This window comes from Shewanella decolorationis S12, assembly GCF_000485795.1.
GTDB classification, from domain to species: domain Bacteria; phylum Pseudomonadota; class Gammaproteobacteria; order Enterobacterales; family Shewanellaceae; genus Shewanella; species Shewanella decolorationis.
The window spans coordinates 81,820-108,477 of sequence record NZ_AXZL01000065.1 but is presented as its reverse complement, the minus strand read 5'-3'; the positions used below and the strand labels follow the sequence as shown (position 1 = coordinate 108,477).

Annotated in this window: 20 protein-coding genes; 9 read left to right on the top strand and 11 right to left on the bottom strand. The window is 47.0% G+C overall.

All coding sequences use genetic code 11. The features are described from left to right. Positions 1–47: 47 nt before the first annotated feature. Positions 48–1,061, bottom strand: coding sequence for an asparaginase (ansA, locus tag SHD_RS10375; protein ID WP_023267064.1), 1,014 nt, complete (start codon positions 1,059–1,061; stop codon positions 48–50). Between the two features lie 111 nt (positions 1,062–1,172). Continuing rightward, positions 1,173–3,017 (bottom strand): signal peptide peptidase SppA, encoded by a 1,845-nt coding sequence (gene sppA, locus SHD_RS10370; RefSeq protein ID WP_023267063.1) that lies wholly within the window; start codon positions 3,015–3,017, stop codon positions 1,173–1,175. A 165-nt stretch (positions 3,018–3,182) separates the two neighbouring features. On the opposite strand from sppA, the gene SHD_RS10365 reads away from it, so the two are divergent. Then, positions 3,183–5,201, top strand: a complete 2,019-nt coding sequence (locus SHD_RS10365; RefSeq protein WP_023267062.1) for an oxidoreductase — start codon at positions 3,183–3,185, stop codon at positions 5,199–5,201. A 99-nt stretch (positions 5,202–5,300) separates the two neighbouring features. On the opposite strand, the gene SHD_RS10360 is transcribed toward SHD_RS10365, so the two are convergent. The 6 genes from SHD_RS10360 to ubiG form a co-directional block, all read right to left on the bottom strand. After that, positions 5,301–5,756 (bottom strand): nuclear transport factor 2 family protein, encoded by a 456-nt coding sequence (locus tag SHD_RS10360; protein ID WP_023267061.1) that lies wholly within the window; start codon positions 5,754–5,756, stop codon positions 5,301–5,303. A 196-nt stretch (positions 5,757–5,952) separates the two neighbouring features. Further along, complete coding sequence (gene yfaE, locus SHD_RS10355) at positions 5,953–6,363, bottom strand: class I ribonucleotide reductase maintenance protein YfaE (protein ID WP_023267060.1); 411 nt, start codon at positions 6,361–6,363, stop codon at positions 5,953–5,955. A gap of 16 nt (positions 6,364–6,379) precedes the next feature. Then, positions 6,380–7,510: a class Ia ribonucleoside-diphosphate reductase subunit beta gene (gene nrdB / locus SHD_RS10350; RefSeq protein WP_023267059.1), complete on the bottom strand. Its 1,131-nt coding sequence runs from the start codon at positions 7,508–7,510 to the stop codon at positions 6,380–6,382. A 61-nt stretch (positions 7,511–7,571) separates the two neighbouring features. Then, a complete protein-coding gene (gene nrdA, locus SHD_RS10345) occupies positions 7,572–9,860 on the bottom strand; it encodes a class 1a ribonucleoside-diphosphate reductase subunit alpha (protein ID WP_023267058.1) in 2,289 nt (762 codons plus the stop codon). A 485-nt stretch (positions 9,861–10,345) separates the two neighbouring features. Then, positions 10,346–11,020, bottom strand: coding sequence for an HAD family hydrolase (locus tag SHD_RS10340; RefSeq protein ID WP_023267057.1), 675 nt, complete (start codon positions 11,018–11,020; stop codon positions 10,346–10,348). A gap of 1 nt (position 11,021) precedes the next feature. After that, positions 11,022–11,732, bottom strand: a complete 711-nt coding sequence (gene ubiG / locus SHD_RS10335) for a bifunctional 2-polyprenyl-6-hydroxyphenol methylase/3-demethylubiquinol 3-O-methyltransferase UbiG (RefSeq protein ID WP_039978116.1) — start codon at positions 11,730–11,732, stop codon at positions 11,022–11,024. 385 nt (positions 11,733–12,117) lie between these two features. On the opposite strand from ubiG, the gene gyrA reads away from it, so the two are divergent. The 3 genes from gyrA (at position 12,118) to SHD_RS10320 (ending at position 17,540) form a co-directional block, all read left to right on the top strand. Continuing rightward, complete coding sequence (gyrA, locus tag SHD_RS10330) at positions 12,118–14,880, top strand: DNA gyrase subunit A (RefSeq protein ID WP_039978115.1); 2,763 nt, start codon at positions 12,118–12,120, stop codon at positions 14,878–14,880. 105 nt (positions 14,881–14,985) lie between these two features. Continuing rightward, positions 14,986–16,083 carry a 3-phosphoserine/phosphohydroxythreonine transaminase gene (gene serC / locus SHD_RS10325; RefSeq protein ID WP_039978102.1) on the top strand — a complete coding sequence of 366 codons (1,098 nt, stop codon included), beginning with the start codon at positions 14,986–14,988 and terminating at the stop codon, positions 16,081–16,083. 536 nt (positions 16,084–16,619) lie between these two features. Then, positions 16,620–17,540, top strand: a complete 921-nt coding sequence (locus SHD_RS10320) for a LysR family transcriptional regulator (protein WP_023267053.1) — start codon at positions 16,620–16,622, stop codon at positions 17,538–17,540. Here the strand turns inward: SHD_RS10320 and SHD_RS10315 are convergent. The 3 genes from SHD_RS10315 to SHD_RS10305 form a co-directional block, all read right to left on the bottom strand. Next, positions 17,537–18,448 (bottom strand): YjjW family glycine radical enzyme activase, encoded by a 912-nt coding sequence (locus tag SHD_RS10315; protein ID WP_023267052.1) that lies wholly within the window; start codon positions 18,446–18,448, stop codon positions 17,537–17,539. The genes SHD_RS10320 and SHD_RS10315 overlap by 4 nt on opposite strands. Next, on the bottom strand, positions 18,420–19,979 hold the full coding sequence (locus SHD_RS10310; protein WP_023267051.1) for a YjjI family glycine radical enzyme: 1,560 nt from the start codon (positions 19,977–19,979) through the stop codon (positions 18,420–18,422). Before SHD_RS10310 ends, SHD_RS10315 begins: the two co-directional genes overlap by 29 nt. Before the next feature lie 369 nt (positions 19,980–20,348). Continuing rightward, entirely contained in the window at positions 20,349–21,539 is a 1,191-nt protein-coding gene (locus tag SHD_RS10305; protein ID WP_023267050.1) for an amino acid aminotransferase, read from the bottom strand. Positions 21,540–21,974: 435 nt separating this feature from the next. Here SHD_RS10305 and aroA point away from each other — a divergent pair, with 435 nt between their 5' ends. From aroA to SHD_RS10280, 5 genes are all read left to right on the top strand, one after another. Continuing rightward, positions 21,975–23,255 carry a 3-phosphoshikimate 1-carboxyvinyltransferase gene (aroA, locus tag SHD_RS10300; RefSeq protein WP_023267048.1) on the top strand — a complete coding sequence of 427 codons (1,281 nt, stop codon included), beginning with the start codon at positions 21,975–21,977 and terminating at the stop codon, positions 23,253–23,255. 181 nt (positions 23,256–23,436) lie between these two features. Then, entirely contained in the window at positions 23,437–24,129 is a 693-nt protein-coding gene (cmk, locus tag SHD_RS10295) for a (d)CMP kinase (RefSeq protein ID WP_011622694.1), read from the top strand. Positions 24,130–24,231: 102 nt separating this feature from the next. After that, entirely contained in the window at positions 24,232–25,899 is a 1,668-nt protein-coding gene (gene rpsA / locus SHD_RS10290) for a 30S ribosomal protein S1 (RefSeq protein ID WP_011072381.1), read from the top strand. Between the two features lie 72 nt (positions 25,900–25,971). Beyond that, positions 25,972–26,259 (top strand): integration host factor subunit beta, encoded by a 288-nt coding sequence (gene ihfB / locus SHD_RS10285; RefSeq protein ID WP_011072380.1) that lies wholly within the window; start codon positions 25,972–25,974, stop codon positions 26,257–26,259. 123 nt (positions 26,260–26,382) lie between these two features. Then, positions 26,383–26,658 carry a LapA family protein gene (locus tag SHD_RS10280; protein WP_039978099.1) on the top strand — a complete coding sequence of 92 codons (276 nt, stop codon included), beginning with the start codon at positions 26,383–26,385 and terminating at the stop codon, positions 26,656–26,658.

The following is a 26,658-nucleotide window of genomic DNA, read 5'->3' as shown; positions in this document are numbered from 1 at the left end:
CAAAAAGCCCACGAATGTGGGCTTTTTCATGCATAACATTTCGATATTTAATCGGGGCTAAGTTCACCAACCAAGTTTTGCAACATGGCAGCTTTAATTTCGCTCGGTTTTAGGTTTTTCGACAGCAGATAATGCAACTTAGCCAGTGCGGCTTCAATGGTCATGTCTGCACCACTGATCACCCCCGCTTTGGCGAGTGCATTGCCCGTAGCGTAACCGCCCATATTCACTTTGCCTTGGAAACATTGAGTTAGGTTCACTAACACAATCCCCCGTTCATCCGCTTGCTTTAAGGTATCGAGTAATGCCGCATCCTGTGGTGCATTGCCCACGCCAAAGGTCAGTAAAATCAGTGCCTTCACGGGTTGCTGCAGAATGTTCTCAAAAATTTGTGTCGAAATACCAGGGTAGAGAGTCACTACACCGACGGGCTGTGGGCTGATATTAGCCACTTCTAACGGCTTATCACTTGGCGTGGCAATTTTACCTGCACGCAGATTAATTTTAATCCCCGCTTCAAGCAGTAAGGGGAAGTTAGGCGAGGCAAAGGCATCGAAGCCATCGGCATGGGCTTTGGTGGAGCGATTGCCACGGAACAGTTTGTTATTAAAGAATAAACACACTTCAGCCACTGGATAATTGGCGGCGATATATAAAGAGTTAAGTAGGTTGGTTTGACCGTCGGATCTCAGCTGTGCCAGAGGAATTTGAGAGCCGGTGACAATAACAGGCTTTGACAGGCCTTGAAGCATAAAGGATAAGGCCGATGCGGTATAGGCCATGGTATCTGTGCCGTGGAGGATCACAAAGCCATCGTACTTGTCGTAATTGGCCTTAATATCATCGGCGATCATTTGCCAGTCGGTTGGTGCCATGTTTGATGAGTCGATGAGCGGGCAGTACTCATGGATCACAAACTCAGGCATTTCATCATGGTAAAACTCGGGCATGGATTGGACGCATTGGGTCAAAAAACCTGCCACCGGTGCAAAGCCATTCGCGGTTTTTTGCATACCTATGGTGCCGCCCGTATAGGCGACGTAAATGGAGCGTTTAGTCATTCTTGTCGTTATCTTAGCTGCAAGTGAGCTAATTATACGATTTTGCAGGCATAAACCCAATAAAAAAGCCCGAGGCAATCGGGCTTTTGTGTCCTTCATCTTGAGTCTGCGTTAGTTTATCGCACAGCTGTCACAATACACATACACATGGTTAGGATCGTTAAAGGCCGCGATGGTCTTTAAGCTGCCAGTCCATTGAGCCAGCATTTGCTCAAGCAGTGTTGAATGGCTAAGTGAAGCGGGTAAATAGGCTGACACAGAGGCAAACATTTGCTGCACAAAACGTTGTTCAGGAGTGAGCTCTTGTTCAATTACGCGGGTATCGAATAGGCTTAAATCTGCCAATTTAGCGGCTTTGGCAACGGCTTGGTCGATATCCCCAAGCTCATCCACTAAACCTAACTCTAGGGCTTTTTTACCACTCCACACTCGGCCTTGAGCGATGCTATCCACTTGTTCTAAGGTCATTTTACGTTCCTTAGCGACCAGTGAGATAAAGTCTAAGTAGCCACGCTCGATATGGCGCTGGATAACCGATTCAATTTGTGGCGAGAGGGTGCGAGTCACTGACAATCCCGCCCATTCAGAGGTCGATACACCATCAGTATGAATACCTAAGCTAGCGAGTGAATCTTCGAAGGTGGTGATCATCCCAAAGATCCCGATAGAGCCAGTTAGCGTGGTTGGCGTTGCGAAGATATAATCGGCACTGGCCGAAATCCAATAGCCGCCGGACGCCGCAAGGCTGCCCATACTCACCACCACTGGTTTACCCGCCGCTTTGAGGGCAAGTAATTCTTGGCGGATTTGCTCCGAGGCAAAGGCGCTGCCGCCAGGGCTGTCGACTCTAAGCACCAGTGCTTTGATATGTTTATCAAATCGCGCTTTACGTAACAGCTCTGCGGTGCTATCACCACCGATTTGGCCGGCGGGTTGGCTGCCATTTAAAATGGTGCCGCTGGCAACGATAATGCCGACACTGTCTTGTTCAACGAAGCTTGGCAAAGGCGTCACTAAGGTTAAATAGTCGTAGAAGCTGACTTGTTTAAAGCTGTCACCCGACTTCTCTTTACCCACGCTATCGAGCATGACTTTACGGAACTCTTCATCGGTCGCTAGGGTATCGACCCATTTCATATTGATGGCCATAGTGGCGGAGTCGCCTTCGGCCTTATCGAGTTGCGCGAGGTAGTTTGCCGAGTCGAGCACTAAGGTATTAGCATCGATTTGGCGATTTTTTGCCACCGTTTGAGTGTAGCTTTGCCAAACATCGGCGAGTAGGGCGCTGCTGGCCTCTCTGGCCGCATCCGACATATCGTCACGCATGTAGGGTTCTACTGCCGATTTAAAGGTGCCGACGCGAAAAATGTGGGCCTTTATCTTGAGCTTCTCAAGGGCGGACTTGAAGTATTGGTTATACATACTTAAGCCATCGAGAGAAACACTACCTTGGGGATTGAGGTAAATGGTATCGGCAAAGCTGGCAAGAAAGTATTGGTTTTGCTCGTAATAGTTTCCAATTGCCACCACCTTTTTGCCGCTTTCTTTAAAACGGTTTAGGGCATCGCCAATGGATTGTAATTTGCTAATCCCTGCGCGTTTCAGCTCGGCTAAGTCTAAGACTATGGTGCTGATCCTGTTATCGTGCGTCGCGTTATCAATCACATAGATAATATCTGCCAGCAGGATTTCGCCATCGCTACTGCCGTTATTGCCTTGCTTTAGTGCGGCTTCAATTGGGTCGACCTGCTGTTTTTGATCTACAATGGAACCCGCCAGATTAAGCACCAATGCTGAGTTCTCTTCGACCTGAATATCCTCACTACTGCCAATAGTGATGAGGATGATGGCCAGGAAGCCAAAAAAAATCAGGTTGAGTATGAATTTACGGATCCCGTTGAGGGTGTTCCATATAAATAAACATATTCTCTTGAAAAACGATGGGTTAGCGGACATTAGCCACTCCTTTGCTTATCGAATGTGCCAATGCTAACTGAAAATCTCCTCACTGGCTAAACACAATTGTAAAGGATTTTAACTTTTAACCCCCTAGCAACAGTTGAGCTTACATTTGACTCAAGGTATGCTCATTTAAATCACTTGTTTAAAAAGGATGTTTGAATGTCGTTTCCCCATTTATTAGAACCCTTAGATCTGGGATTCACCCAGCTCAAAAATCGTGTGTTAATGGGCTCCATGCACACGGGTTTAGAAGAAGAAAAGGGCGGATTTGAGAAACTGGCAGCGTTTTATAAAGAGCGCGCGTTAGGGGGCGTCGGTTTAATTGTCACCGGCGGTATCTCACCAAACCTACGTGGCCGCTTGACTCCCCATGCGTGTCAGCTGAGTTTCCTCTGGCAAGTGGGTAAACACCGCATTGTGACTCAAGCGGTGCATGAGGCTGGCGGTAAAATTTGTATGCAAATCCTGCATGCGGGGCGCTATGGTTATCATCCTTTTTCGCAGGCGCCGAGTAAAATTAAGTCGCCTATCACTCCCTTTACGCCTTCTGCCATGTCGAGCCGTCAAGTTCGCGCCACCATTAAGGATTACGCCAGTTCCGCAGCGTTAGCGAAAAGAGCGGGGTACGATGGTGTTGAAGTGATGGGCTCTGAGGGCTATTTGATCAACCAATTTATCAGTTCGCGCACCAATACGCGCACCGATGAATGGGGCGGCAGTTTTGAAAAACGCGCGCAATTCCCGATTGAGATTGTGAATGCGATTCGCGCCAAAGTAGGCAAAGATTTCATTATTATCTTCCGCTTATCCATGCTCGACTTAGTCGATAACGGCTCCACTTGGGATGAAGTCGTGCAATTGGCCAAGTGGCTCGAGCATGCGGGGGTGTCGATTATCAATACAGGCATTGGCTGGCATGAGGCCCGTGTGCCAACCATTGCGACCAGTGTGCCCCGCGGCGCCTTTGCTTGGGTGACTGAAAAACTTAAACAGTCGGTTTCAGTGCCTCTGATTGCCACAAACCGTATCAATACGCCTGAGATTGGCGAGCAAATCATTGCCTCTGGTCAAGCGGATATGGTGTCTATGGCGCGGCCGTTTCTAGCCGATCCTGAATTTGTGAATAAAGCGGCGGCCAACACGCCAGAGCTTATCAATACCTGTATTGGCTGTAATCAGGCCTGTTTGGATCATACATTCTCACTGAAACGTGCCACTTGCTTGGTCAACCCTCGCGCCTGTTATGAGACCGAAATTAACTTTTTACCCACCAGCAATAAGAAGCGTATTGCGGTGATGGGCGCGGGCCCCGCAGGGATGGCATTTTCGGTGTATGCGGCCATGCGTGGCCATGAGGTGGTGCTTTTTGAAGCAAAATCCGAGGTGGGTGGGCAGTTTAATCTGGCACGTAAAATCCCAGGAAAAGAAGAGTTTAACGAGACGATTCGTTATTTCCTCAATCAAATCAAACTGCATAAAATCGATTTGCGTTTAAATACCCGTTTGGATGCTAAGGTGCTGGAAACCGAAACCTTTGATGAAATCGTTATCGCCTCGGGCGTGGTCCCGCGTGAGTTAAGCTTGCCAGGATTTGATAGCCCCAAAGTGGTGGATTATCAACAGGTACTGACGGGCCAAGCCACGATTGGCAACAAAGTGGCCCTGATTGGTGCCGGCGGTATCGGCTTTGATATGGCGCATTACCTCTGCGAATCTGAGTCGAGCACCCTCAATCCTGAAAAATGGTTAAAGCAGTGGGGCATTGACAAGCAATATCAGCATGCGGGTGGGTTAGCCGAGCCTGAAGTTGATAATAGCGATCATAGACAAGTCTACTTGCTGCAACGTAAGACTTCTAAGATGGGCAAAGGCTTAGGTAAAACCACCGGTTGGATCCACCGCTTAGTGTTAAAACAGCACAATGTGAAGATGAAAACTGGCGTCAACTATGAAAAGTTTGATGACTCAGGTCTGCATATCCGCGTTGGAGAGCAAACTGAAGTGTTGGCCGTGGATAATGTTATCCTCTGCGCCGGACAAGAATCTAACCGCATCTTAGTCGATGAGATGAAAGCAACGGGTATTCCAGTGCATTTGATTGGCGGTGTTGATGTGGCCGCCGAGCTCGATGCAAAGCGTGCCATTCGTCAAGGCGCCGAGCTTGCCATGCGACTGTAGTTGTTAAGAGGTTTACCAATAAAAAGCCTGAGTTTAACTCAGGCTTTTTTGTTGATTGATATGAAGATAAGAGCCTATCTGCATGAGTGGGTCATTTGCTTAGTTGGGTAAATGCCCATAACTGACGACCCGCGTGACTTGCCACTGGCCATTGGTGCGTTGCCAGACCATTAAAAATTTGGCCTTGCCGTCACAACTACCTGTTTCTTGGCTGCAAAATTTATGAATGCCCTCAGTTATCGCGCCAAAGTCTTTGATGGGATAGGCTTGAAAGCTTTCTTCAACCAGTGAGCGGGTGTATTTACCACAGGCATAGTTTTTAGTGTTGTTGATCATCGATTGGCGATCCCAAGTCACACCGCCATTGTCGTGGTAAAACTCGACCTTCTCGGCAAAGTAACTTTCGTGCAGCTTAAGTTGTTGCTCATCGGCACAACGATTAAATGAATCAAATACCTTGCTATCCATGTCTTTCATCTCGGCAACGAGGTTATCTTCACTCGAAAATGCACTCATTGATACAAGCAGCAAGCTGATTGCGATTAACTTATCCATAGCTCTCCTTGGTATAAATGGGTCCAGCTAAACAAAGTAAAAGTAATTCAAAAGCAATAACATAATGATCTTTTGGCAAGCTAACAAGGGCGAGTGGTAAAGCGTTTGGGATGCTGTAAAGATTTGTCTTTCGCTTATCAGTAAGCGTTATACAGGGAAGAGGGTCGTGAATACCCATTTGTTGCAGACGACTCTGTTAGTCTTCAACCACTTCTTGCTGTGGCACGGCTTTAAGATTGGCGGTTTTACGCGTCGATGGGGTTTGGGCGAGAGTGTTACTGCGGGGATAGGTCACCACGGCAGCACCTTCAGGGGATAAATCGAGTTCTAAATCTTCGCTAGGAATACAGCAGCAGGGCAGGCATTCGTCGGCTTTAAGCTCGGCTAAAGGCTCGGTTAAATAGCTGACGCTGCCGCTAATAATACGGGTCTTGCAAGCGCCGCAAAAACCACTGCGGCACTCAGAGAAAATGGTCACTTTTTTGGCTTCGAGTGCTTGCAACAACGAATTGTGCTGCTCGGTAAACAGCAGCACAGGTTGCCCTTGCAGGCGCACTATGGGCGCCTTCGCAAAAGGGTTGTTTAACAGCAGGTTCGATTTAGCCATAAGCAATCAAATCCCGTTAGAGATCAAAATCGAGGAATTCATCACTGTCGACGGCTGCATCGATTTGGCCGACCAGATAGGATGACACTTCCACTTCTTGTGGCGCCACTTGTACCGCGTCACTCTCTAACCAGTTCTTCATCCAAGGCAGTGGGTTAGACTGCTCAGCATAAGGCAGTGGCAGGTTAACGGACTTCATCCGTTGGTTGGTGATGTACTCAACGTATTGGCAGAGGATTTGCTCGTTGAGACCGATCATCGAACCGTCTTTGAACAGGTATTTCGCCCATTCCTTTTCTTGCTCGGCTGCCTTGAGGAATAGGTTGTACGCTTCCTGTTGGCATTCTGCGGCTATCTCGGCCATTTCAGGATCGTCTTTGCCGCCCTGCATAATGGTTAAGATATGCTGGGTGCTGTTTAAGTGCAGCGCTTCATCACGGGCGATAAGACGAATAATTTTCGCGTTACCTTCCATGAGCTTACGCTCTGCAAATGCGAATGAACAGGCAAAACTGACATAGAAACGGATCGCTTCGAGGGCGTTCACTGACATCATGCACAGGTACAACGCTTTCTTCAGGGTACGAGTGTTGACTTCAATCGGCTCACCATCGATCACATGGGTGCCTTCGCCTAACAGGTGGTAAACTTGCGTCAGCTTGATCAAGTGATCGTAGTATTCGGCAATGTCAGTCGCGCGGCGTAGGATCTCTTGATTCACCACGATATCGTCAAAAATCACCGAAGGATCGTTCACGATATTGCGAATGATGTGCGTGTATGAGCGCGAGTGGATGGTCTCGGAGAATGACCAAGTCTCAATCCAGGTCTCTAATTCCGGCAGCGACACTAAGGGCAGAAACGCCACGTTAGGTGAGCGGCCTTGGATAGAGTCGAGCAGCGTTTGGTATTTTAGGTTCGAAATAAAAATATGCTTTTCATGATCTGGCAGTGAGTTGTAGTCGATTTTATCGCGGCTCACGTCAACTTCCTCTGGGCGCCAGAAGAAAGACAACTGCTTTTCAATCAGTTTTTCAAACACTTCATATTTTTGTTGGTCATAACGAGCGACGTTAACCGATTGTCCGAAGAACATAGGTTCACGGGTGGCATCGTTTGGTGTTTGGCAAAAAGTAGAGTAGGTCATGGTACGAGTATTCCAATAAGTCGGGATCCCTTTGGGATCCCGCAACCGTTAACATTGAAGATTAGATTTTGCAGGCGCCGCCAGCACAGCCGTCATCTTCTTTCTCTATGTTGGTAATGTCATCGTGTTGATCCGATGCACCATCGCGAGTGTTATGGTAGTACAGCGTTTTTACACCTAACTTATAGGCATTGAGTAAGTCTTTCAGCAGAGTCTGCATCGGGACTTTACGACCTTCAAAACGCGCTGGATCATAGTTAGTGTTGGCCGAAATGGCTTGGTCAACGAATTTTTGCATGATACCCACGAGCTGTAAGTAACCTTCGTTGCTTGGCATTTGCCATAACAGCTCATAGTTGTATTTCAGCTCATCAAAATCAGGCACCACTTGCTTTAACTGACCATCTTTACTTGCTTTAACGCTGATCAAACCGCGTGGTGGTTCGATACCATTGGTTGCGTTTGAGATCTGTGATGAAGTCTCAGACGGCATTAATGCAGATAGCGTCGAGTTACGTAAACCGTACTCTTTGATATCTTGGCGCAGTGTTTCCCAATCTAAATGCAATGGCTCGCTGCAAATCTTATCTAGGTCACGTTTGTAGGTATCGATAGGTAAAATACCTTGGGCGTAAGTAGTCTCATTAAATAATGGGCACGCACCTTTTTCCTTCGCCAGATTCATTGATGCTTTGAGTAGATAAAACTGAATCGCTTCAAAGGTCTTGTGAGTCAGGTTGTTCGCGCTACCATCGGAGTACTTCATGCCATTCTTCGCTAAGTAGTTAGCGAAGTTGATAACACCAATACCTAAAGTACGACGATTCATTGAAGAAATCTGCGCCGCTTTGATTGGATAATCTTGGTAATCCAGTAGGTTATCCAGTGCTCGTACCGCTAAATCGGCTAATGGCTCAAGCTCGGCTAAGTTTTTGATCGCACCTAAGTTTAATGCTGACAGTGTACACAGCGCGATTTCACCGTTTGGATCGTCAATGTTGTTCAATGGCTTGGTCGGCAGCGCGATTTCAAGACAAAGGTTAGATTGTCTGATCGGGGCAACTTTCGAATCGAACGGACTGTGGGTGTTACAGTGGTCGACGTTTTGGATGTAGATACGGCCGGTTGAAGCACGTTCTTGCATCATCAATGAGAATAGATCGACCGCTTTCAATGACTTCTTACGAATACTGCTGTCTTGCTCATATTGCAGGTAAAGACGTTCGAATTCGTTTTGATCTTCGAAGAAGGCATCGTAAAGACCTGGTACGTCCGATGGGCTGAACAGGCTGATATTTTCGCCTTTGATCAGACGTTGATACATCAGCTTATTGAGCTGCACGCCGTAGTCTAAATGACGGATACGGTTATCTTCAACGCCACGGTTGTTTTTCAGTACCAGCAGCGATTCAACTTCTAAATGCCAAATAGGATAGAAAAGGGTGGCTGCACCGCCGCGCACGCCGCCTTGCGAGCAAGACTTCACCGCGGTTTGGAAATACTTGTAGAATGGTAAGCAACCCGTGTGGAATGCTTCGCCGCCACGGATTGGGCTACCTAGTGCACGGATACGACCCGCGTTGATACCAATACCAGCACGTTGGCTCACGTATTTCACGATAGACGATGCGGTCGCATTGATAGAATCTAAGCTGTCGCCACATTCAATCAGTACACATGAACTGAATTGACGCGTTGGCGTACGTACACCCGCCATGATTGGCGTGGGCAGCGAAATCTTAAAGGTCGATACCGCGTCGTAAAAATCTTTAACGTATTGCAGGCGCGTTTCCTTTGGATAACGGGCAAACAAACAGGCTGCCACCAGAATATAGAGGAACTGGGCGCTCTCGTAGATCTCGTGGGTCACACGGTTTTGTACCAGATACTTACCTTCGAGCTGTTTTACCGCCGCGTAAGAGAAGTTCATATCGCGCCAATGGTCGATATAGCTGTCCATGATATCGAGTTCTTCGCGGGTGTAATCCTGCAGAATATGCATATCATACTTGCCAAGCTCAACCAGTTTAGTCACATGGTCGTATAACTTTGGCGGTTCGAACTGACCAAAGGCCTTCTTACGTAAATGGAATACGGCTAAGCGCGCAGCCAGAAACTGATAATCTGGAGATTCTGGGGAAATTAAATCCGCCGCAGATTTGATGATCGTTTCGTGGATAGCTTCGGTTGGGATCCCGTCGAAAAACTGTAAATGCGTGCGAAGTTCAACTTCAGAAACAGAAACGTTGTTTAATCCCTTGGCTGCCCAAGTAATTACGCGGTGTATTTTGTCGAGATCGATTGTCTCACGTGCACCACAGCGTTTTGTGACTGTCATATTGCTATTCATTGAAGAGAGGCCTTGGTTCTGATATCTATTCAGGTGAACTCAATCACCGTACGTTTCCTTGTAAAACAATCAACCTGAAAACCCTTAATACTGCTGACTATGCAGGAGATAGTCGATTTAACGGGGAACTTCTAGTGTGTCTGATTGCTACCTATACACAAGATATGGTGTTTTAAATAATCTGAGATACAAGATAGTGAGGTTTGCCGTCATTTGCAAGTCTCAATTCAGGGGGTATCTTGTGGATATCTTGAGGATAAAGAAAAGCGTTAGTGATGACTAACCCTGAAGCTCAAATTGAGATTAGCGTGTGGCATTGGTGGCGTTTTTTCACTCAAATTTCACAGTGTGATCGATCGCTAAAATAAGCAGCGATCGCGATCGCAAGGATTGACCCTTAGCCTAAATTGCATTACCAACAAATGGGGCAGAATTTCGCCGTTAACGGTTCAGTTACGCAATTAGCACGAGTCAATTCGTTACCGCTATTTCGCTAATGCTTGTCTTAATGCTGTATGCAAACTCGATGGCGAGTTAAATTGTGCATAGGCAGGCCATGCATCGGGCGTATCGGCCTCACCTAAGTATCCCCACAGCGCCACACCGCCGAGCATGCCCGCCGCTTGGGCCGCGAGTAAATCCCGCTCTGCATCGCCTAAATAGAGAATTTGCTGTGGCCGGCATTGCAATTGCTGTGCGCCCAATAGCATAGGTGCGGTATGGGGCTTAGGGTAACGAGTCGAATCGCCACTGATCATCACCGGCATACGCGAGCTGAGCTTAAGCTTATGTAATAGAGGTCGTGTAAAGCGAGCGGGTTTGTTCGTGATCACCCCAAATGGCACGCGGCACAACTCGAGCCAGTCGAGTAGGGGGGCGATACCATCAAACAACTGGCAATGGTCGCCATTGATCCTTTGATAATGGGCGAGGAGCCGTTGCTGTACTTGAGTGCGCAGGGCGTCATCCGCACCGGGAATCGCCGCATCGACTAAGGCAAAGCTGCCATGGGAGGCGGCGCTACGCATGTCTTTGAGAGGTTTTGCCGCGATACCGACATCCGACAAACTGAAGTTAAGGGCCTGAACCAGATCCGGCGCGGTATCGGCAAGGGTACCGTCAAGGTCGAATAAGACCCCTTTAACCTCAGCTAAGCTCATCTTAATCTACCTTTTGCGTCGCAATCATATAATTAACATCGACCTTTGGCGTGTACTTAAAGATCTCCGTCAGTGGGTTATAGGTGATCCCAAGTGCATCTTTACAGAGAAGATCGGTGTTATCGACTAAGGCCATGAGTTCCGATGGCTTGATGAACTTATTATGGTCATGGGTGCCAATGGGCAGCATCTTTAATAGATACTCGGCGCCGATAATGGTCTCAACGAAAGACTTAATGTTACGGTTGATGGTTGAGAAAAACACAAAACCGCCGGGTTTAACCATATCGCAGCAGGCTTGAATGACCGATTGCGGATCCGGCACATGCTCGAGCATCTCCATGCAGGTCACCACATCGTAGTATTCGCGGTGTTCTTCCCGATGGGCCTCTGCGGTGTTTTTGACATAATTGATGCTCACGCCAGTTTCCAGTGCATGTAAGCGCGCGACTTCTAATGGTTCTTCCCCCATATCGAGGCCGTCAACGATCGCGCCGATGCGCGCCATGCTTTCGGATAAAATGCCGCCGCCACAGCCGACGTCGAGCACTTTCTTACCAAAAATCCCGCCTGCGGTTTGATCGATATAGTTAAGGCGCAGGGGATTTAATAGATGCAGCGGCTTAAACTCGCCGTTGAGATCCCACCAGGTTTCGGCCATACGTTCAAACTTTGCGATTTCCTGCGGGTCTACGTTGGTATTCTGTTGCATGCTATTACCTATTACGGCTGTCATTGTGCGGCTATTATAACGACAATGGGGGATAAACACAGTATTGGCTAATCCTAAGTCTTTGTGGTTGAGTGAAATTTCAGCAATTATCATTAATTCTTAAACACTTTGTGAAGCAGAGCGGTTTTTCTGCTCAGAGATTAATCAAGTCTTGGCCTCAATTTCGCCATTAACAACGGATTTTATCGGGTTTAAAAGGGCAAATTGACAGTGTTTTCATCTATTAAGCCACATCCTTCGCAATTCACGTAGGATAGGTCTGGCGACATTAAATAACTGTGTTAGAATGCCAAATCACGTTTTTGGGCCGCTCAATGATACGGATTATACGTTGTCGGCTAATTTTCAGGGGAACGAGCAGTTTATGACTGATCTGGCATCATCTATTTCGCCAATTAATATCGAAGACGAACTAAAGAATTCGTACCTTGATTACGCCATGAGCGTCATCGTGGGACGTGCATTACCAGACGTGCGTGATGGCCTTAAGCCTGTGCATCGCCGCGTGCTGTTTGCCATGAGTGAATTGAAGAACGATTGGAACAAGCCGTACAAAAAGTCTGCCCGTGTGGTCGGTGACGTGATCGGTAAATATCACCCCCATGGTGATTCGGCGGTTTACGATACTATCGTACGTATGGCTCAGCCTTTCTCTCTGCGTTACACCTTAGTCGACGGTCAAGGAAACTTCGGTTCGGTTGACGGTGACTCCGCAGCGGCAATGCGTTATACCGAAATCCGTATGGACAAGTTAGCGCACCAGCTCCTCGCCGATCTTGAAAAAGAAACCGTTGACTATGTGCCCAACTACGATGGCACAGAACAAATTCCCGCTGTATTACCGACACGTGTCCCTAACCTGTTAATCAACGGTTCATCGGGTATTGCGGTAGGTATGGCGACGAACATTCCGCCTCACAACTTAACCGAAGTGGTCAAAGGCTGTTTAGCGCTGATCGCCGATCCTGCGCTGTCTATTGAACAGTTGATGGAACATATTCCTGGTCCAGACTTCCCAACGGCGGCGATTATCAATGGCCGTAAAGGCATTATCGATGCGTACAAGACAGGCCGCGGCCGTGCAGTGATGCGCGCACTGGCTGAAGTCGAAACCGAAGATAACGGCCGTGAACGCATTATCGTCACCGAAATTCCTTATCAGGTGAACAAGGCTAAACTCATCGAGAAAATCGCTGAGTTAGTCAAAGATAAGAAGATTGAAGGCATCAGCGGCCTGCGCGACGAGTCTGACAAAGACGGTATGCGTATCGTTATTGAAATCAAACGCGGCGAAGTGGGTGAAGTTGTCCTGAACAACCTCTATGCCCAGACACAAATGCAATGTTCTTTTGGTATCAACATGGTGGCCTTGACCAATGGTCAGCCTAAGTTGTTCAACTTAAAAGAAATGCTCGAGTGCTTTATCCTGCACCGCCGTGAAGTGGTGACTCGCCGTACCGTATTCGAACTGCGTAAAGCGCGCGAGCGCGCCCATATTCTTGAGGCATTAGCGGTCGCGCTTGCTAACATCGACCCGATTATTGCGCTGATCAAAGCGTCGCCAACCCCAGCTGATGCGAAAGTTAAACTGGTTGAGCAGGGCTGGGCACTGGGTCATGTACAGGGCATGCTTGAAAAAGCGGGTGATGATGCGGCGCGTCCTGAATGGTTAGAGCCAGAATTCGGTATCCGTGATGGCTTATATTACCTGACTGAGCAACAGGCTCAGGCAATCCTTGAGCTGCGCTTACACCGTTTAACCGGTCTTGAGCACGATAAGATCATCGCCGAATACGAAGAGTTGCTCGAGTTCATCGCGGGTCTGCTGTTTATTCTGCGCAGCCCTGAGCGTTTGATGGAAGTCATCAAAGAAGAGCTGGAAGAAATTCTTGCTGAATACGGTGATGCTCGCCGCACTGTCATCAACGCCAATGAAATTGATATGAGTCTTGAAGACTTAATCAACGAAGAAGACGTGGTTGTGACCCTGTCACACTTAGGTTACGCCAAGTACCAACCGCTGAGCGATTACCAAGCCCAGCGCCGTGGTGGTAAGGGTAAAGCCGCAACTAAAGTGAAAGACGAAGATTTCGTTGAAAAACTGCTGGTTGCGAACACCCACGATACGATTCTGTGCTTCTCAGATTTCGGTAAGATGTACTGGCTCAAGGTCTATCAATTACCGCTGGCGAGCCGCACATCGCGCGGTCGTCCGATTGTTAACTTGCTGCCGCTGGCCGATGGTGAGCGCATTACGGCGATTCTGCCGGTGCGTGAATACGCTGAAGATAAGTACATCATTATGGCGACCTCTAACGGTACCGTGAAGAAGACTGCGCTAACGGCCTACAGTAACCCACGTGCAAACGGCATTATTGCCGTTAACCTGAAAGACGGTGACCAACTGATCGGTGTCGATATCACCAATGGTGATGATGAGATCATGTTGTTCTCCAATGAAGGTAAAGTGGTTCGCTTTAAAGAAGGCGAAGAAGTGGCCGTACTCGATGAAAACGGCAACCCAGTGTTAGACGAAGAAGGCAACCCACAAATCAACTTCAAGGGCGTGCGTCCAATGGGTCGCGGCGCGACGGGTGTTCGCGGTATCAAGCTTGAAGAAGGTCAAAAAGTGGTGTCTCTCATCGTACCTAAGGGCGATGGCGCTATCTTAACCGTGACCGAAAACGGTTACGGTAAACGTACTGAACTGTCTGAATACCCATCGAAGAGCCGCGCGACCAAAGGTGTGGTATCGATCAAGGTGAGCGAGCGTAACGGCGCAGTGGTTGGCGCGGTACAAGTTGGCGGCAATGACGAAATCATGCTGATCAGCGATAAAGGTACCTTAGTCCGTACGCCTGCGAACGGTGTGTCTATCATCGGCCGTAACACCCAAGGTGTGACTATTATCCGTACCGCAAGTGACGAAAAAGTGGTTGGTCTGCAACGTATCGATGAGATCCAAGGCGACGAAGATGAAGTCGAATTGGATGAAAACGGTATGCCAATCGTCCCAGTTGTCGCTGAAGGTGACTCTGTTCAAGAAGAGCCTTTAGAGGAAGAGAATGAACTGGAAGAAGAATTAGACGAAGATGAAGAGCTTGACGACGAGCAAGACGAAGACTAATTCGAGAGTATGAAAACGAGCGTCCAATTGGACGCTCGTTTTTTTCATGGCAACGTTTTATTTTATGAATTCTAATATCATGGTTTGTAAATAAGGAGAGTGGCAGTGAGCGCGATTTATAATTTCTGTGCAGGTCCTGCGATGTTACCCGCAGCGGTAATGAAAAAAGCACAACAGGAATTACTCGATTGGAATGGGCTAGGTGTCTCCGTGATGGAAGTCAGCCACAGAGGCAAGGAATTTATCGCGCTGACCAAGCAAGCTGAGGCGGATTTACGGGAGCTGATGCACATTCCACAAAACTATCATGTGCTTTTTATGCATGGCGGTGGTCGCGGTCAGTTCTCTGCCGTTGTGAATAATTTTTTAGGCAACCAAGGCCGAGCCCTGTATTTAGTCAGTGGTCAATGGTCTTCTGCAGCATTAGCCGAAGCAAAAAAGCTGGCGGGCGACGCACAAATTGACAGCCTTAACATTGTTGAAAAACATAATGGACTCAATGCGGTAGTATTGCCTGAACTGCATAAGATTGATGCTGATTACCGTTATGTGCACTACTGCCCAAATGAGACAGTTGATGGTATCGAAATTTTTGATGAGTTAGACAGTCCATGGCCGATTGTCGCCGATTTATCGTCAACCATTATGTCGCGTGAAATTGATGTCAGCCGTTATGGCTTAATCTATGCTGGTGCACAAAAGAACATTGGTCCTTCGGGCTTATCCATCGTGATCGTGCGTGATGATATGTTGAAACTGCCGAGTTTAACCCAATCATCGATCATGGATTACCGTTTAGCGGTAGAGCATGACTCTATGTTCAACACCCCTCCAACCTTTGCTTGGTACTTAGCGGCGGAAGTGTTTGCTTGGCTCAAATCCTTAGGTGGTGTAGCCAGTATCGCGAAAATCAATCAGCAAAAAGCGCAAATGCTGTATGCCTGTATCGACGCCAATCCTTTCTATAAAAATGGTGTCGTCGCGGCAAACCGCTCACAAATGAACGTGACTTTCCAACTGGCGGATGAGTCCCTCGATGGCGCCTTCTTAAAAGAGGCCGAAGCGGCGGGCTTAGTGGCTTTAAAAGGGCACCGAATCGTCGGTGGTATGCGTGCAAGCCTATACAATGCAATGCCACTGGAAGGTGTTGCCGCGCTGGTGACATTTATGAATGAGTTTGCAGCGAAACATCACAAGATGTAGTCCGCGCTCGCCCAAGGCACATAAGTTTTAAGCTGTTATACGCAAAAGCGAATGCACATATGCATTCGCTTTTTTGTTGGCTGGATTTGGTTATACCAATCACATTAAATATCTAATCAGTTCAGAGCCTCACAGGCATCTCAATCCAAGGCGCATTGACGAAGAAATGGTTATTCCCTTTTAAGTCAATGTAACACGGGAGTGAGATGCCTGTGTGGCTCCCGAAGGGCGGGGTTGAACGGGCTTTATACTGCGTTTAAGGCTTTCGACAGAGCGCCACTATGTCTTCAAGCCTTAGCCTTGTCTAAAGCGCGTTTAACTCCCGCTGAATGAACAGATATTTAATACGATTGGTATTAGATGCAACCCAGATAAGCTTGGGGCAATGGCACTTGTACCGAGCAAGCCTGTGAGCCAGCACGCATAACAGACTAATATACTAAGCAATCTATTGGGTAAGTTTTATCTTATTGTTTATCATGATTAAAAGTTGATATTTTGATTTTTACATAAGATAAATTACTAGGAAACCACTGATGGATTTAGCCAAGCTTTCGCGCATTAGTATGAAGCACTTAATCACTTTGCATGTGATGCTCGATACTCTGAGCGTTACCGCTAGCGCCGAACGTTTATGCTTAAGCCCTTCATCTGTCAGTAAAACCTTAAGCCAGCTTCGAGACAGTTTGAATGATGAACTGTTTTACCGTAACGGTAACTCACTGGTTGCAACGCCTTTAGCCAAACGATTAGGCCCAAGCGTGCAACAAATGATCAATGATATGAATCAGATCATGAGTCAAGATGCGTTTACCCCAACAAACTATGAGGGGCGGTTTACACTGGCAATGCGCGAAAGTACTTTTGAGCTGCTGGCCGCCAAACTCAGCGCCCATATTTTGGGTTTGGCGCCCCATATTCATCTCGATATTTACAGCAAAGACAATATCGGTTTTGATGGACTCATTAATGGCTCGTTAGATTTTGTACTGTTACCCCATGATTTGAGTCAGCCTAATCCTTCGCAAGATGATCTCGTGTGGGAAACCTTGTTCAGCGATGAAATGATTTGCTTAATGAACTCATCCCATCCCTTGGCCAAACAATCGCATATCAGCTTTGATGATTATCTCAGCTTCAGCCATATAGGCATCACAGATACGGATCTGAGTACACCTTATTTTGATATTTTACTCGCTCAGCAATCTCAAAAACGTGCGGTACCTATTTCGGTGCCAGACTTTGGCAGCGCGGCGTTAATGTGTCACCACAGTGAGCTGCTGTTTACCTGCTCGCGCCGCTGGGCATCTATCGCGAGCCAAGCCAAAGGTTTAACCGTCAAATCGTTACCCATCGAATATGGAAAAGTGGCTTATAGCCTCGTTTGGCATAAACAAAGTATGAAGGATCCCGCACTACGTTGGTTGTACGAGCAGATCCTGCTTTGTAGCCGTTAAAGGTAGATGGACGGTAACACGATATTTGTTAAACCTCGCTGAGTAAGAGAGGACGCTAAGGCTTCAATATCCGTCTGTGTGCAACTAGGCCAAGTTAATGCCTCATCAACCACGCCATGGTGGTGAAAGGCGTTTAATTTCACCCGCGTATTGGCACCGAGTCTCAGTAAATAGCAAGATAGCGCGTCTATTCCCTGTTCAAAATCCGTAATGCCTGGAATATGCAGCAATCTTACTTCATACAGTTTTTGCTGCTGCGCTAAGAGTTCAATCGATTTGAACACCGCATGGTTATCTCGCCCGGTAATGTATCTATGGGTCTCTTTTTGCCACGCTTTAAGATCCACCATAGCGCCGTCTAAAAACGGCAGCAGTTTATGCCAGCCTGTGAGGCTCAAACTGCCATTGGTATCGAGCATACAGGTTAACTGTGATAACTGCGGTGAGGCCTTAATTGCTTTAAATAATTCAATAATAAATGGCAGTTGTAGACTTGCTTCACCACCGCTCACCGTAATGCCATTAATAAAGTGACGCTGATGGTGAATAATCGCCAAGATCTCTTCAACAGTGTATCGGGTGACTTTAGGATTGGCTTGTTGTGGACACACAGCAAGACAAGTATCGCACTGGCTACAACGATCTTTGTCCCAATGGATTTGATGCTTATTGTTAGCCTTTATCAATGTCAGCGCCTTGTCAGGGCAGGTGGCGATGCAATCGCCACAGCCATCGCATAATCCGATGGTATGTGGGTTATGGCAGTTTTTACATTGATAGTTGCAGCCCTGCAGGAATAATACGAGCCTACTGCCAGGCCCGTCGACGCAGGAAAACGGCAATAGCTGACTAACTATTGCCTGCTTATTTATGGCCGGTTTAGTTAACGACACAGGGAGAATGCTCATGGGCAATTACGCGTGCTTGGCGTTGTAATATGCCGGTATTCTGTGCTGCTTCAGCCCCTAAACCCGTGGTATTAAGGCGCGAACCGCATTGTTTAAATGCTTCAATATCAGAGCGTTTTACCATATAGCCAGTGACACGCATTAAATCGTTAGAGGCCACATTGGCGGTAAATTCCCTAAAGCCTAACTCCAGCGCCGCTTTACACAGCTGGAACATAGCTTGAGGATTTGATTTGACGGTTTCATCTATGGTCAAAATATCGCTGATCCCCGCCGTATAATACTGGTGATGCAGTGCGAGGGCTTGAATATGGGCGATGGGATTGGGTTCCGTGCCATAGGGAATACGCACGCCGGGCGTCACGTCTTTATCGAGACTGATACCGCCCTGTGAATGCAGCAGCGCTCGTCCATGGTAGCCATAGGTGACGGGCGTGGATTTTACTATGCTATCGAGGGCGGCAGAAATACGGTAGCCAAGTTGGTTTGCATCCATGCTATGACCATAGCCTGTGGGTTTGTTTGATTGAGATGATGTGTTTGTCTCATTTGTCATCAGAGCTTGCAGAATATTCACCGCTTCAGCCATACCGTAAATACCAAACATGGGGGCAAAGCGCGATTCATCAATCAATTGTTCTTTAACTAAAAAGCTATCAAAGAAGTGCGACTCTTGATGTAAAAAGGCCGAACGCGCCTCGATAAGTTCGAAGGTGAGTGAGCAGTAATAGGGCAAGACACGCTCAAAAAAGTCATTGATTGACGTTGCCTTCAATGCCACTTCTTTCAGATTGAGTCTAACCAAGGTATTAGCGCCGCCTGCTAAGGGTAAGGCATTGTAGCAACTCACAATACCAAAGCCGCGCTTGTCAAATGCACTGGCATGCAGTGGATAATTGGCGATATGCGGTTTACTACAATGACAAATATTGGTTGCCGCAATTTGCAATAATTCATCCGGTGTGACGGCGGGGTCATACATAAAGGTCAAATTGGGGGCAACTTGTTTGAGTTCGGCATCGATGCGCAGTAGGGTTCGGCAAACAATATTGTCTGTTGGGCCAATATTGACGTGCATAAAGGCGTCGGGCAGGGTTCTGTCGAGCATGATCCAGAACAGCTTTAGTTTACGATAAAGGACATCCGCGTCCATCCCTTCCACGAAAGGCATCAAAATGTCGTCCAACTGACCTAAATACACGGGGATATTGGTCACCGATGGCACATGGTGATACAGAATCGTTAAGGCATTGAGGGCTTCGTCTAAATTCTGCGCGGGAACAAGCTCTAAATATTCAGAGCCTTGCTCAAGATAGCGGGCATAATCTGGCAATACATAGCGCGGTTTAAACGGTGTATGGCCTTCAAACATATCGCAGATAACGCCACCATTCATCGCTGCTTTTACCTCAGTCGATATTGGCAGATAGGGCAAACTTGCCTCAGCCTCCAACGCTAGATAGTTAGATTTTTGTTTAGGAGAAAGCAGCGGGTTGGTGACGATTTGCATTAATTTATCTTGTAATAACATGGCGGAATACCCACAAGTTCAATAATGACTATTAATCTACTCAGCAGCTTTGGCTTTAAAAAGTGAAAATTGCCGTAGCCCCGATTGATGAAATGGAAATCCGCCGATTGAGATCACAACGTGCGACTAATTGTGATAAGACCGTGGTGTCAAAATCACTTGAATTAGTTTTATGATTGAAAATAAATGCTTAACGGTGAGGATGGCGTGACTAACGAGGTTTTGGGGTGTAGAAACTAAAAGGAAGATTCGTTAATCCAAACTAAATAGACGAGTGTAATATTGACAAGCGGTAGAGCAACTCTGCTGCATCCTAAATCGAGAATACAGCAGAGTATGCTGTGTAGAAAAATACTAAAGCGCTTGTATTTAAAGCACTTTGGCAATCGACTTGGCTAAGTAATCCACATTGTCTTCGCTAATGCCTGCAATGCTAATACGGCTCGAACCCACCATATAAATGCTGAATTCTTTCTGTAAACGTGCCACTTGCTCAGGATTAACTCCTAGGAAAGAGAACATACCTTTTTGGCGAGCGATAAAGCCAAAGTCACGCTCAACGCCATAGGCCTTGAGTTTTTCCACTAAAATCGCGCGGTTACCATTGATGCGGTCGCGCATCACTTTGAGCTCCTCTAACCACTCTTGCTTTAATTCTGCCGAACCGAGAATGGTTTCAACAATTGCCGCGCCGTGGGCTGGCGGCATGGAGTACAGGCAGCGAACCACGTAAAGCAGTACAGAGTGCGCGATGTTTGCTGTGTTCGCATCCTTTGCAACCACAGAGCATGAACCGATACGCTCACGGTACAGACCGAAGTTTTTCGAGCAAGAGCTACACAGGATCATATTATCGACCGCCGCGGCCATTTTACGCACGCCATAGGCATCGATATCGACACCATCACCAAAACCTTGGTAAGCCATGTCGATAAGCGGGGTAAAACCTTGCTCCTTGGTGAGGGCAACCACTTTATCCCATTGCTCTGTCGTTAAATCCATCCCGCTCGGGTTATGGCAACAGGCGTGGAATAGCACCACATCGTTCGGGCCAACTTGAGCAAGCGCGCTGAGCATCTCATCGAACTTTAATGATTTAGTGCCGTAATCATAGTAAGGGTAGGTTTTAACGGTAATGCCCGCCGCTTCAAACAAACCTGTGTGGTTCGCCCAGGTGGGATCGCTCACCCACAGCACCGCATTAGGATTGCAGCGCTTAATAAAATCACCGGCAACGCGTAGGGCGCCCGTACCACCAGGAGTAGAAACAGTACGAATGCGGTTGGCGATAATCGCGCTGTGATCACTGCCAAAGGCTAATTCTGTTATCAGGGTATTAAACTGAGGTGAACCGGTTGGGCCGATATACACTTTGGTGGTTTCTGTGTCTAAACGGAATTTTTCGGCTTTTTTCACGCAATTAAGGATGGGAGTGTTTCCAGCGGGATCCTTATATACGCCCACACCTAAGTCGACTTTTTGAGGATGTGCGTCTTCACGGTACTGGGTTAATAGGCCGAGGATAGGATCCGCAGGCATTGCGACGAGTGAGTTAAACATGGCTCCATCTACCTTTTTGGTTATATTGCGACAACATGAATTGCAAAGAATATGCGTGATTTATCGTTTGAAACCTAGAATAGCGTGGATAGATGAAAAATTTAAAGCAAAAACTGTGAACTATGGCCAATTAATCTGGCAAAAATGCCTGCCAAAAAACGCTTTAGATCACAATTTAACCGCTGATATTTTGTATTTTTGTTATTTTTAGACTGACTTGAGTAATTTTCCGGTTTAAAAAGCCGTTTTTTAGTAAAAAACGGTTGAATCCTGCGTCACTATCGGTAATTTTATAACGACGAAGCACCAACAAGGTCCCCAATCTCCTTTAATTTGTAATCTTAACTTGACGCCATGTAGCGTGAGGTTGCCATTTACCTATTTTCAATCAGCGTGCCGTCGATGGTTACGCCCTAAGAGAAAGAAGATTTATTCATGAAGCAATTACGTCTTGAACCTGTTGTGCAAGTCCGCGGTGAGATCAACATTCCGGGCTCAAAAAGCATTTCTAACCGCGCGTTATTATTAGCGACCTTAGCCAAAGGCTCCACCACGCTAACCAATTTGCTCGACTCGGATGATATTCGCCATATGTTGGCGTCTTTAAAACAGTTGGGCGTCGAATACCACTTATCGCAAAATAATACTGTCTGTGAACTGACTGGCTTAGGCGGCGTGATTTTATCAGATACCGCGCAAACGCTGTTTTTAGGCAATGCGGGAACAGCAATGCGTCCATTGTGCGCTGCGCTCACCTTAGGTCGTGGCGAATTTACCTTAACTGGCGAGCCGCGCATGGAAGAGCGTCCCATTGGCGATTTGGTCGATGCTCTGCAACAATTGGGCGCCAATATTGTTTACCTTAAGAATGAAGGATTTCCGCCTCTAACCATCAATGCAACCGGTCTTAACGGTGGCGATGTGGAAATTGCTGGCGATCTGTCCAGCCAGTTCTTAACCGCGCTGTTAATGGTTGCGCCCCTCGCTAAGGGCTGCGTGAATATTCATGTTAAAGGTGAACTGGTTTCAAAGCCTTATATCGACATTACCCTAGCCCTGATGGCACAGTTTGGCGTTCAGGTGATTAACCATGACTATGCCCGCTTTGAAATCCCAGCCGGGCAGCAGTATGTATCTCCGGGTAAAGTGTTAGTGGAAGGGGATGCCTCTTCTGCATCTTACTTTTTAGCGGCGGGAGCCATTAAAGGCGGTGAAGTAAAAGTCACTGGCGTTGGCCGTTTAAGCATTCAGGGCGATGTGAAATTTGCCGATGTGCTGGAAAAAATGGGCGCCGATATTGAGTGGGGCGATGATTACATTATTGCTCGTGGCGCGCCGTTAACCGCGGTTGATTTAGATATGAATCATATCCCCGATGCGGCGATGACTATTGCTACCGCGGCCTTATTTGCTAAGGGCACGACCACTATACGCAACATCTATAACTGGCGCATTAAAGAGACCGACCGATTAGCGGCGATGGCCACCGAGCTGCGTAAAGTAGGTGCCTTAGTGGAAGAGGGGCACGATTATATTCAAATCACCCCGCCAGCGGTGCTCAATACCGCAGAGATTGACACTTATAACGATCATCGCATGGCGATGTGCTTCTCCATGATGGCCTTTGCCGATTGCGGGATAACCATTAATGATCCCGATTGCACCTCGAAAACCTTCCCAGACTATTTTGCCCAATTTGCCAGTCTTAAAGCCTAACCGCTTTCTGTAACAGACTGACTTTGAGTCATATCAAGATGATGAAGCCGCATTTGAGCGGCTTCTAAACTTCATAAAAAATCCACGGATTTTATTTGTATAGTATTGTACAATGCGGCGCTCATTTTCGGGGCTCTAGTTAAGAACTCACGGATGATGATTATTTTTTGCGGAGGAATGTATGTCTGAACGGGCTCCTGTAGTCACAATCGACGGCCCAAGTGGTGCTGGTAAAGGGACAATTAGCCAATTGTTGGCTAAGCATCTCGGATGGCAACTGCTTGATAGTGGTGCTATTTACCGAGTGCTTGCGTTAGCTGCAATTCACCACGATGTAGAACTGGAAAATGAAGAATCCATCACACTCCTTGCTGCGCACCTTGATGTGAAATTTTTAACCGGCAATGAGAAAGACCCAGTTCAAGTGATCTTAGAAGGTGAAGACGTCACTACTGCGATACGTACCCAAGAATGCTCAAATGCGGCCTCTAAAGTGGCGGCATTTCCCCGTGTACGGGAAGCCTTATTACGTCGTCAACGTGCCTTTAGAACGGCACCCGGATTAATCGCCGATGGCCGCGACATGGGCACGGTTGTTTTCCCAACGGCATCGGCTAAATTATATTTAACTGCTTCTGCAGAGGAGCGGGCTCAAAGACGCTATAATCAGTTGCAGGACAAGGGCTTCGATGTTAATATCGAGCGCCTTTTAGCTGAAATTATCGAGCGTGACGACCGCGATATGAATCGTCCAGTGGCCCCTTTGGTCCCTGCCGAGGATGCGCTCGTTATCGATACCAGCGATAAAGGTATTGATGAAGTACTTGAGCTTGCGCTCAACTACATCAACCAAAAATTATCCAACACTAACTAAGTTATTGTTTGGATAGGTATTCGTATTAAGGATGATACGGATAATTTGACTGACTCCACGTCTAGGATTGACTGTGGTTTATTACATTAAAGTAACTTAAACATGACTGAATCTTTTGCTGATCTATTTGAACAATCCCTTCAAACTCTGGAATTCCGTCCAGGCTCTATCGTTCGTGGTACTGTAGTTGCTATCGAAAACGGTATGGTTCTGGTTGATGCAGGTCTGAAGTCTGAAAGCCCAATCCCAGCTGAACAATTCAAAAACGCTCAAGGCGTTTTAGAAATCGCTGTTGGTGATGAAGTTGACGTAGCTCTTGACTCTGTTGAAGACGGCTTCGGTGAGACTCAACTGTCTCGCGAAAAAGCGAAACGTCACGAAGCTTGGATCGTTCTGGAAAAAGCTTACGAAGATGCTGAAACTGTAATCGGTATCATCAATGGTAAAGTGAAAGGCGGTTTCACTGTTGAATTAAACGGTATCCGTGCCTTCTTACCTGGTTCTCTAGTTGACGTGCGCCCAGTTCGCGACACCGCTCACTTAGAGTACAAAGAATTAGAATTCAAAGTTATCAAACTAGACCAGAAGCGTAACAACGTAGTTGTTTCTCGTCGTGCAGTTATCGAATCAGAAAGCAGCGCTGAGCGTGATGCACTGTTAGAAAACCTGCAAGAAGGTCAAGCAGTTAAAGGTATCGTTAAGAACCTGACTGACTACGGTGCATTCGTAGATTTAGGTGGCGTTGACGGTCTGTTACATATCACTGATATGGCATGGAAACGCGTTAAGCACCCATCTGAAATCGTCAACGTTGGTGACGAAATCAACGTTAAAGTTCTGAAGTACGATCGTGAGCGCACTCGTGTGTCTTTAGGTCTGAAACAACTTGGCGAAGATCCATGGTTAGAAATCAGCAAGCGCTACCCAGAAAACACTAAGTTAACTGGTCGCGTAACTAACCTGACTGACTACGGCTGTTTCGTTGAAATCGAAGAAGGCGTTGAAGGTTTAGTTCACGTTTCTGAAATGGATTGGACTAACAAGAACATTCACCCATCTAAAGTGGTTAACTTAGGTGATGAAGTTGAAGTTCTGGTTCTGGACATCGATGAAGAGCGTCGTCGTATTTCTCTAGGTCTGAAGCAATGTAAGACCAACCCATGGGATGACTTCGCAACTCGTTACAACAAAGGCGACAAGGTTTCTGGTAAGATCAAGTCAATCACTGACTTCGGTATCTTCATCGGTCTTGACGGCGGTATCGATGGTTTAGTTCACCTGTCTGACATTTCTTGGAACGGCACTGGCGAAGACGCAGTATCTGAGTACAAGAAAGGCGACGAAATCCACGCAGTGGTTCTGTCTGTTGACCCAGAACGCGAGCGCATCAGCTTAGGTGTTAAGCAAACTGAAGACGACCCATTCAACGCTTACTTAGCTGACAAGAAGAAAGGTACTATCGTACACGGTACTGTTTCTGCAGTTGACGCTAAAGGTGTGACTGTTGAACTGGCTGACACTGTTGAAGGTTACATCCGTGTAGCTGACATCAGCCGTGAGCGCATCGAAGATGCATCTACTGTTTACTCAGTAGGTGATGCTATCGAAGCTAAGTTCATGGGTGTTGACCGTAAGAACCGTTCTATCAGCCTGTCAATCAAAGCGAAAGACGAAGCTGAAGAAAAAGAAGTAATGGCGACCTTGAATAAACAAGAAGACGCTGTTATTAGTAATGCAATGGCTGAAGCGTTTAAAGCAGCTCGCAAATAATCGCCTGTTGTATGGGGAGTTTTTCTCCCCATTAGGTGACTGTGTTTGGCTTGATAATAGGGGATAGCTAGGATGACAAAATCCGAACTGATCGAAAAACTCGCCACCAGGCAGTCGCAGCTGTCGGCGAAAGAGGTTGAAGGCGCAATCAAAGAGATGTTGGAGCAAATGGCAACAACATTAGAAAGCGGAGATCGTATCGAAATCCGTGGATTTGGTAGTTTCTCGCTTCATTATCGTGCACCGCGTACTGGCCGTAATCCAAAGACTGGTTCATCAGTTGAATTGGAAGGCAAATACGTCCCGCACTTTAAGCCAGGCAAAGAACTGCGCGAACGCGTTGACGCAGTTAATGTATAATTGACCGCATTACAAAAAGCCTCCGTAAGGGGGCTTTTTTATATCTAATGCAAGGCAAAGCTGGTCAGCTCAGTAAATTTCTTGGATAATCAGAAAATTGAAAGGCGTTTAAGGGAGTGCGACGTGAAATCTTTTGTAGCGACAGTCCTTGTGGCACTGTTATTTATTGTGGCATTGATTTTTGGTGCGCGTAATGAACAAGTAGTGACGATCAGCTACTTTGTGGCTCAGGGTGAGTACCGTTTACCCGTAGTATTAGCCGTGGTTTTCTTTGCAGGCTTTATGCTGAGTTGGCTCGTGGCCAGTTATTATATTGTTAAACTGAAATTGGCTTTAGCGACGACCAGAAAGAAATTAACGGCCCAAACCGCTAAAACTCCTCAAGGTGTAGACGCCTAA

Coding starts and splice junctions, on each gene's coding strand:
- ansA (WP_023267064.1), bottom strand. CDS start 1,061: ATGACTAAACGCTCCATTTACGTCGCCTATACGGGCGGCACCATAGGT.
- sppA (WP_023267063.1), bottom strand. CDS start 3,017: ATGTCCGCTAACCCATCGTTTTTCAAGAGAATATGTTTATTTATATGG.
- SHD_RS10365 (WP_023267062.1), top strand. CDS start 3,183: ATGTCGTTTCCCCATTTATTAGAACCCTTAGATCTGGGATTCACCCAG.
- SHD_RS10360 (WP_023267061.1), bottom strand. CDS start 5,756: ATGGATAAGTTAATCGCAATCAGCTTGCTGCTTGTATCAATGAGTGCA.
- yfaE (WP_023267060.1), bottom strand. CDS start 6,363: ATGGCTAAATCGAACCTGCTGTTAAACAACCCTTTTGCGAAGGCGCCC.
- nrdB (WP_023267059.1), bottom strand. CDS start 7,510: ATGACCTACTCTACTTTTTGCCAAACACCAAACGATGCCACCCGTGAA.
- nrdA (WP_023267058.1), bottom strand. CDS start 9,860: ATGAATAGCAATATGACAGTCACAAAACGCTGTGGTGCACGTGAGACA.
- SHD_RS10340 (WP_023267057.1), bottom strand. CDS start 11,020: ATGAGCTTAGCTGAGGTTAAAGGGGTCTTATTCGACCTTGACGGTACC.
- ubiG (WP_039978116.1), bottom strand. CDS start 11,732: ATGCAACAGAATACCAACGTAGACCCGCAGGAAATCGCAAAGTTTGAA.
- gyrA (WP_039978115.1), top strand. CDS start 12,118: ATGACTGATCTGGCATCATCTATTTCGCCAATTAATATCGAAGACGAA.
- SHD_RS10320 (WP_023267053.1), top strand. CDS start 16,620: ATGGATTTAGCCAAGCTTTCGCGCATTAGTATGAAGCACTTAATCACT.
- SHD_RS10315 (WP_023267052.1), bottom strand. CDS start 18,448: ATGAGCATTCTCCCTGTGTCGTTAACTAAACCGGCCATAAATAAGCAG.
- SHD_RS10310 (WP_023267051.1), bottom strand. CDS start 19,979: ATGTTATTACAAGATAAATTAATGCAAATCGTCACCAACCCGCTGCTT.
- SHD_RS10305 (WP_023267050.1), bottom strand. CDS start 21,539: ATGTTTAACTCACTCGTCGCAATGCCTGCGGATCCTATCCTCGGCCTA.
- aroA (WP_023267048.1), top strand. CDS start 21,975: ATGAAGCAATTACGTCTTGAACCTGTTGTGCAAGTCCGCGGTGAGATC.
- cmk (WP_011622694.1), top strand. CDS start 23,437: ATGTCTGAACGGGCTCCTGTAGTCACAATCGACGGCCCAAGTGGTGCT.
- rpsA (WP_011072381.1), top strand. CDS start 24,232: ATGACTGAATCTTTTGCTGATCTATTTGAACAATCCCTTCAAACTCTG.
- ihfB (WP_011072380.1), top strand. CDS start 25,972: ATGACAAAATCCGAACTGATCGAAAAACTCGCCACCAGGCAGTCGCAG.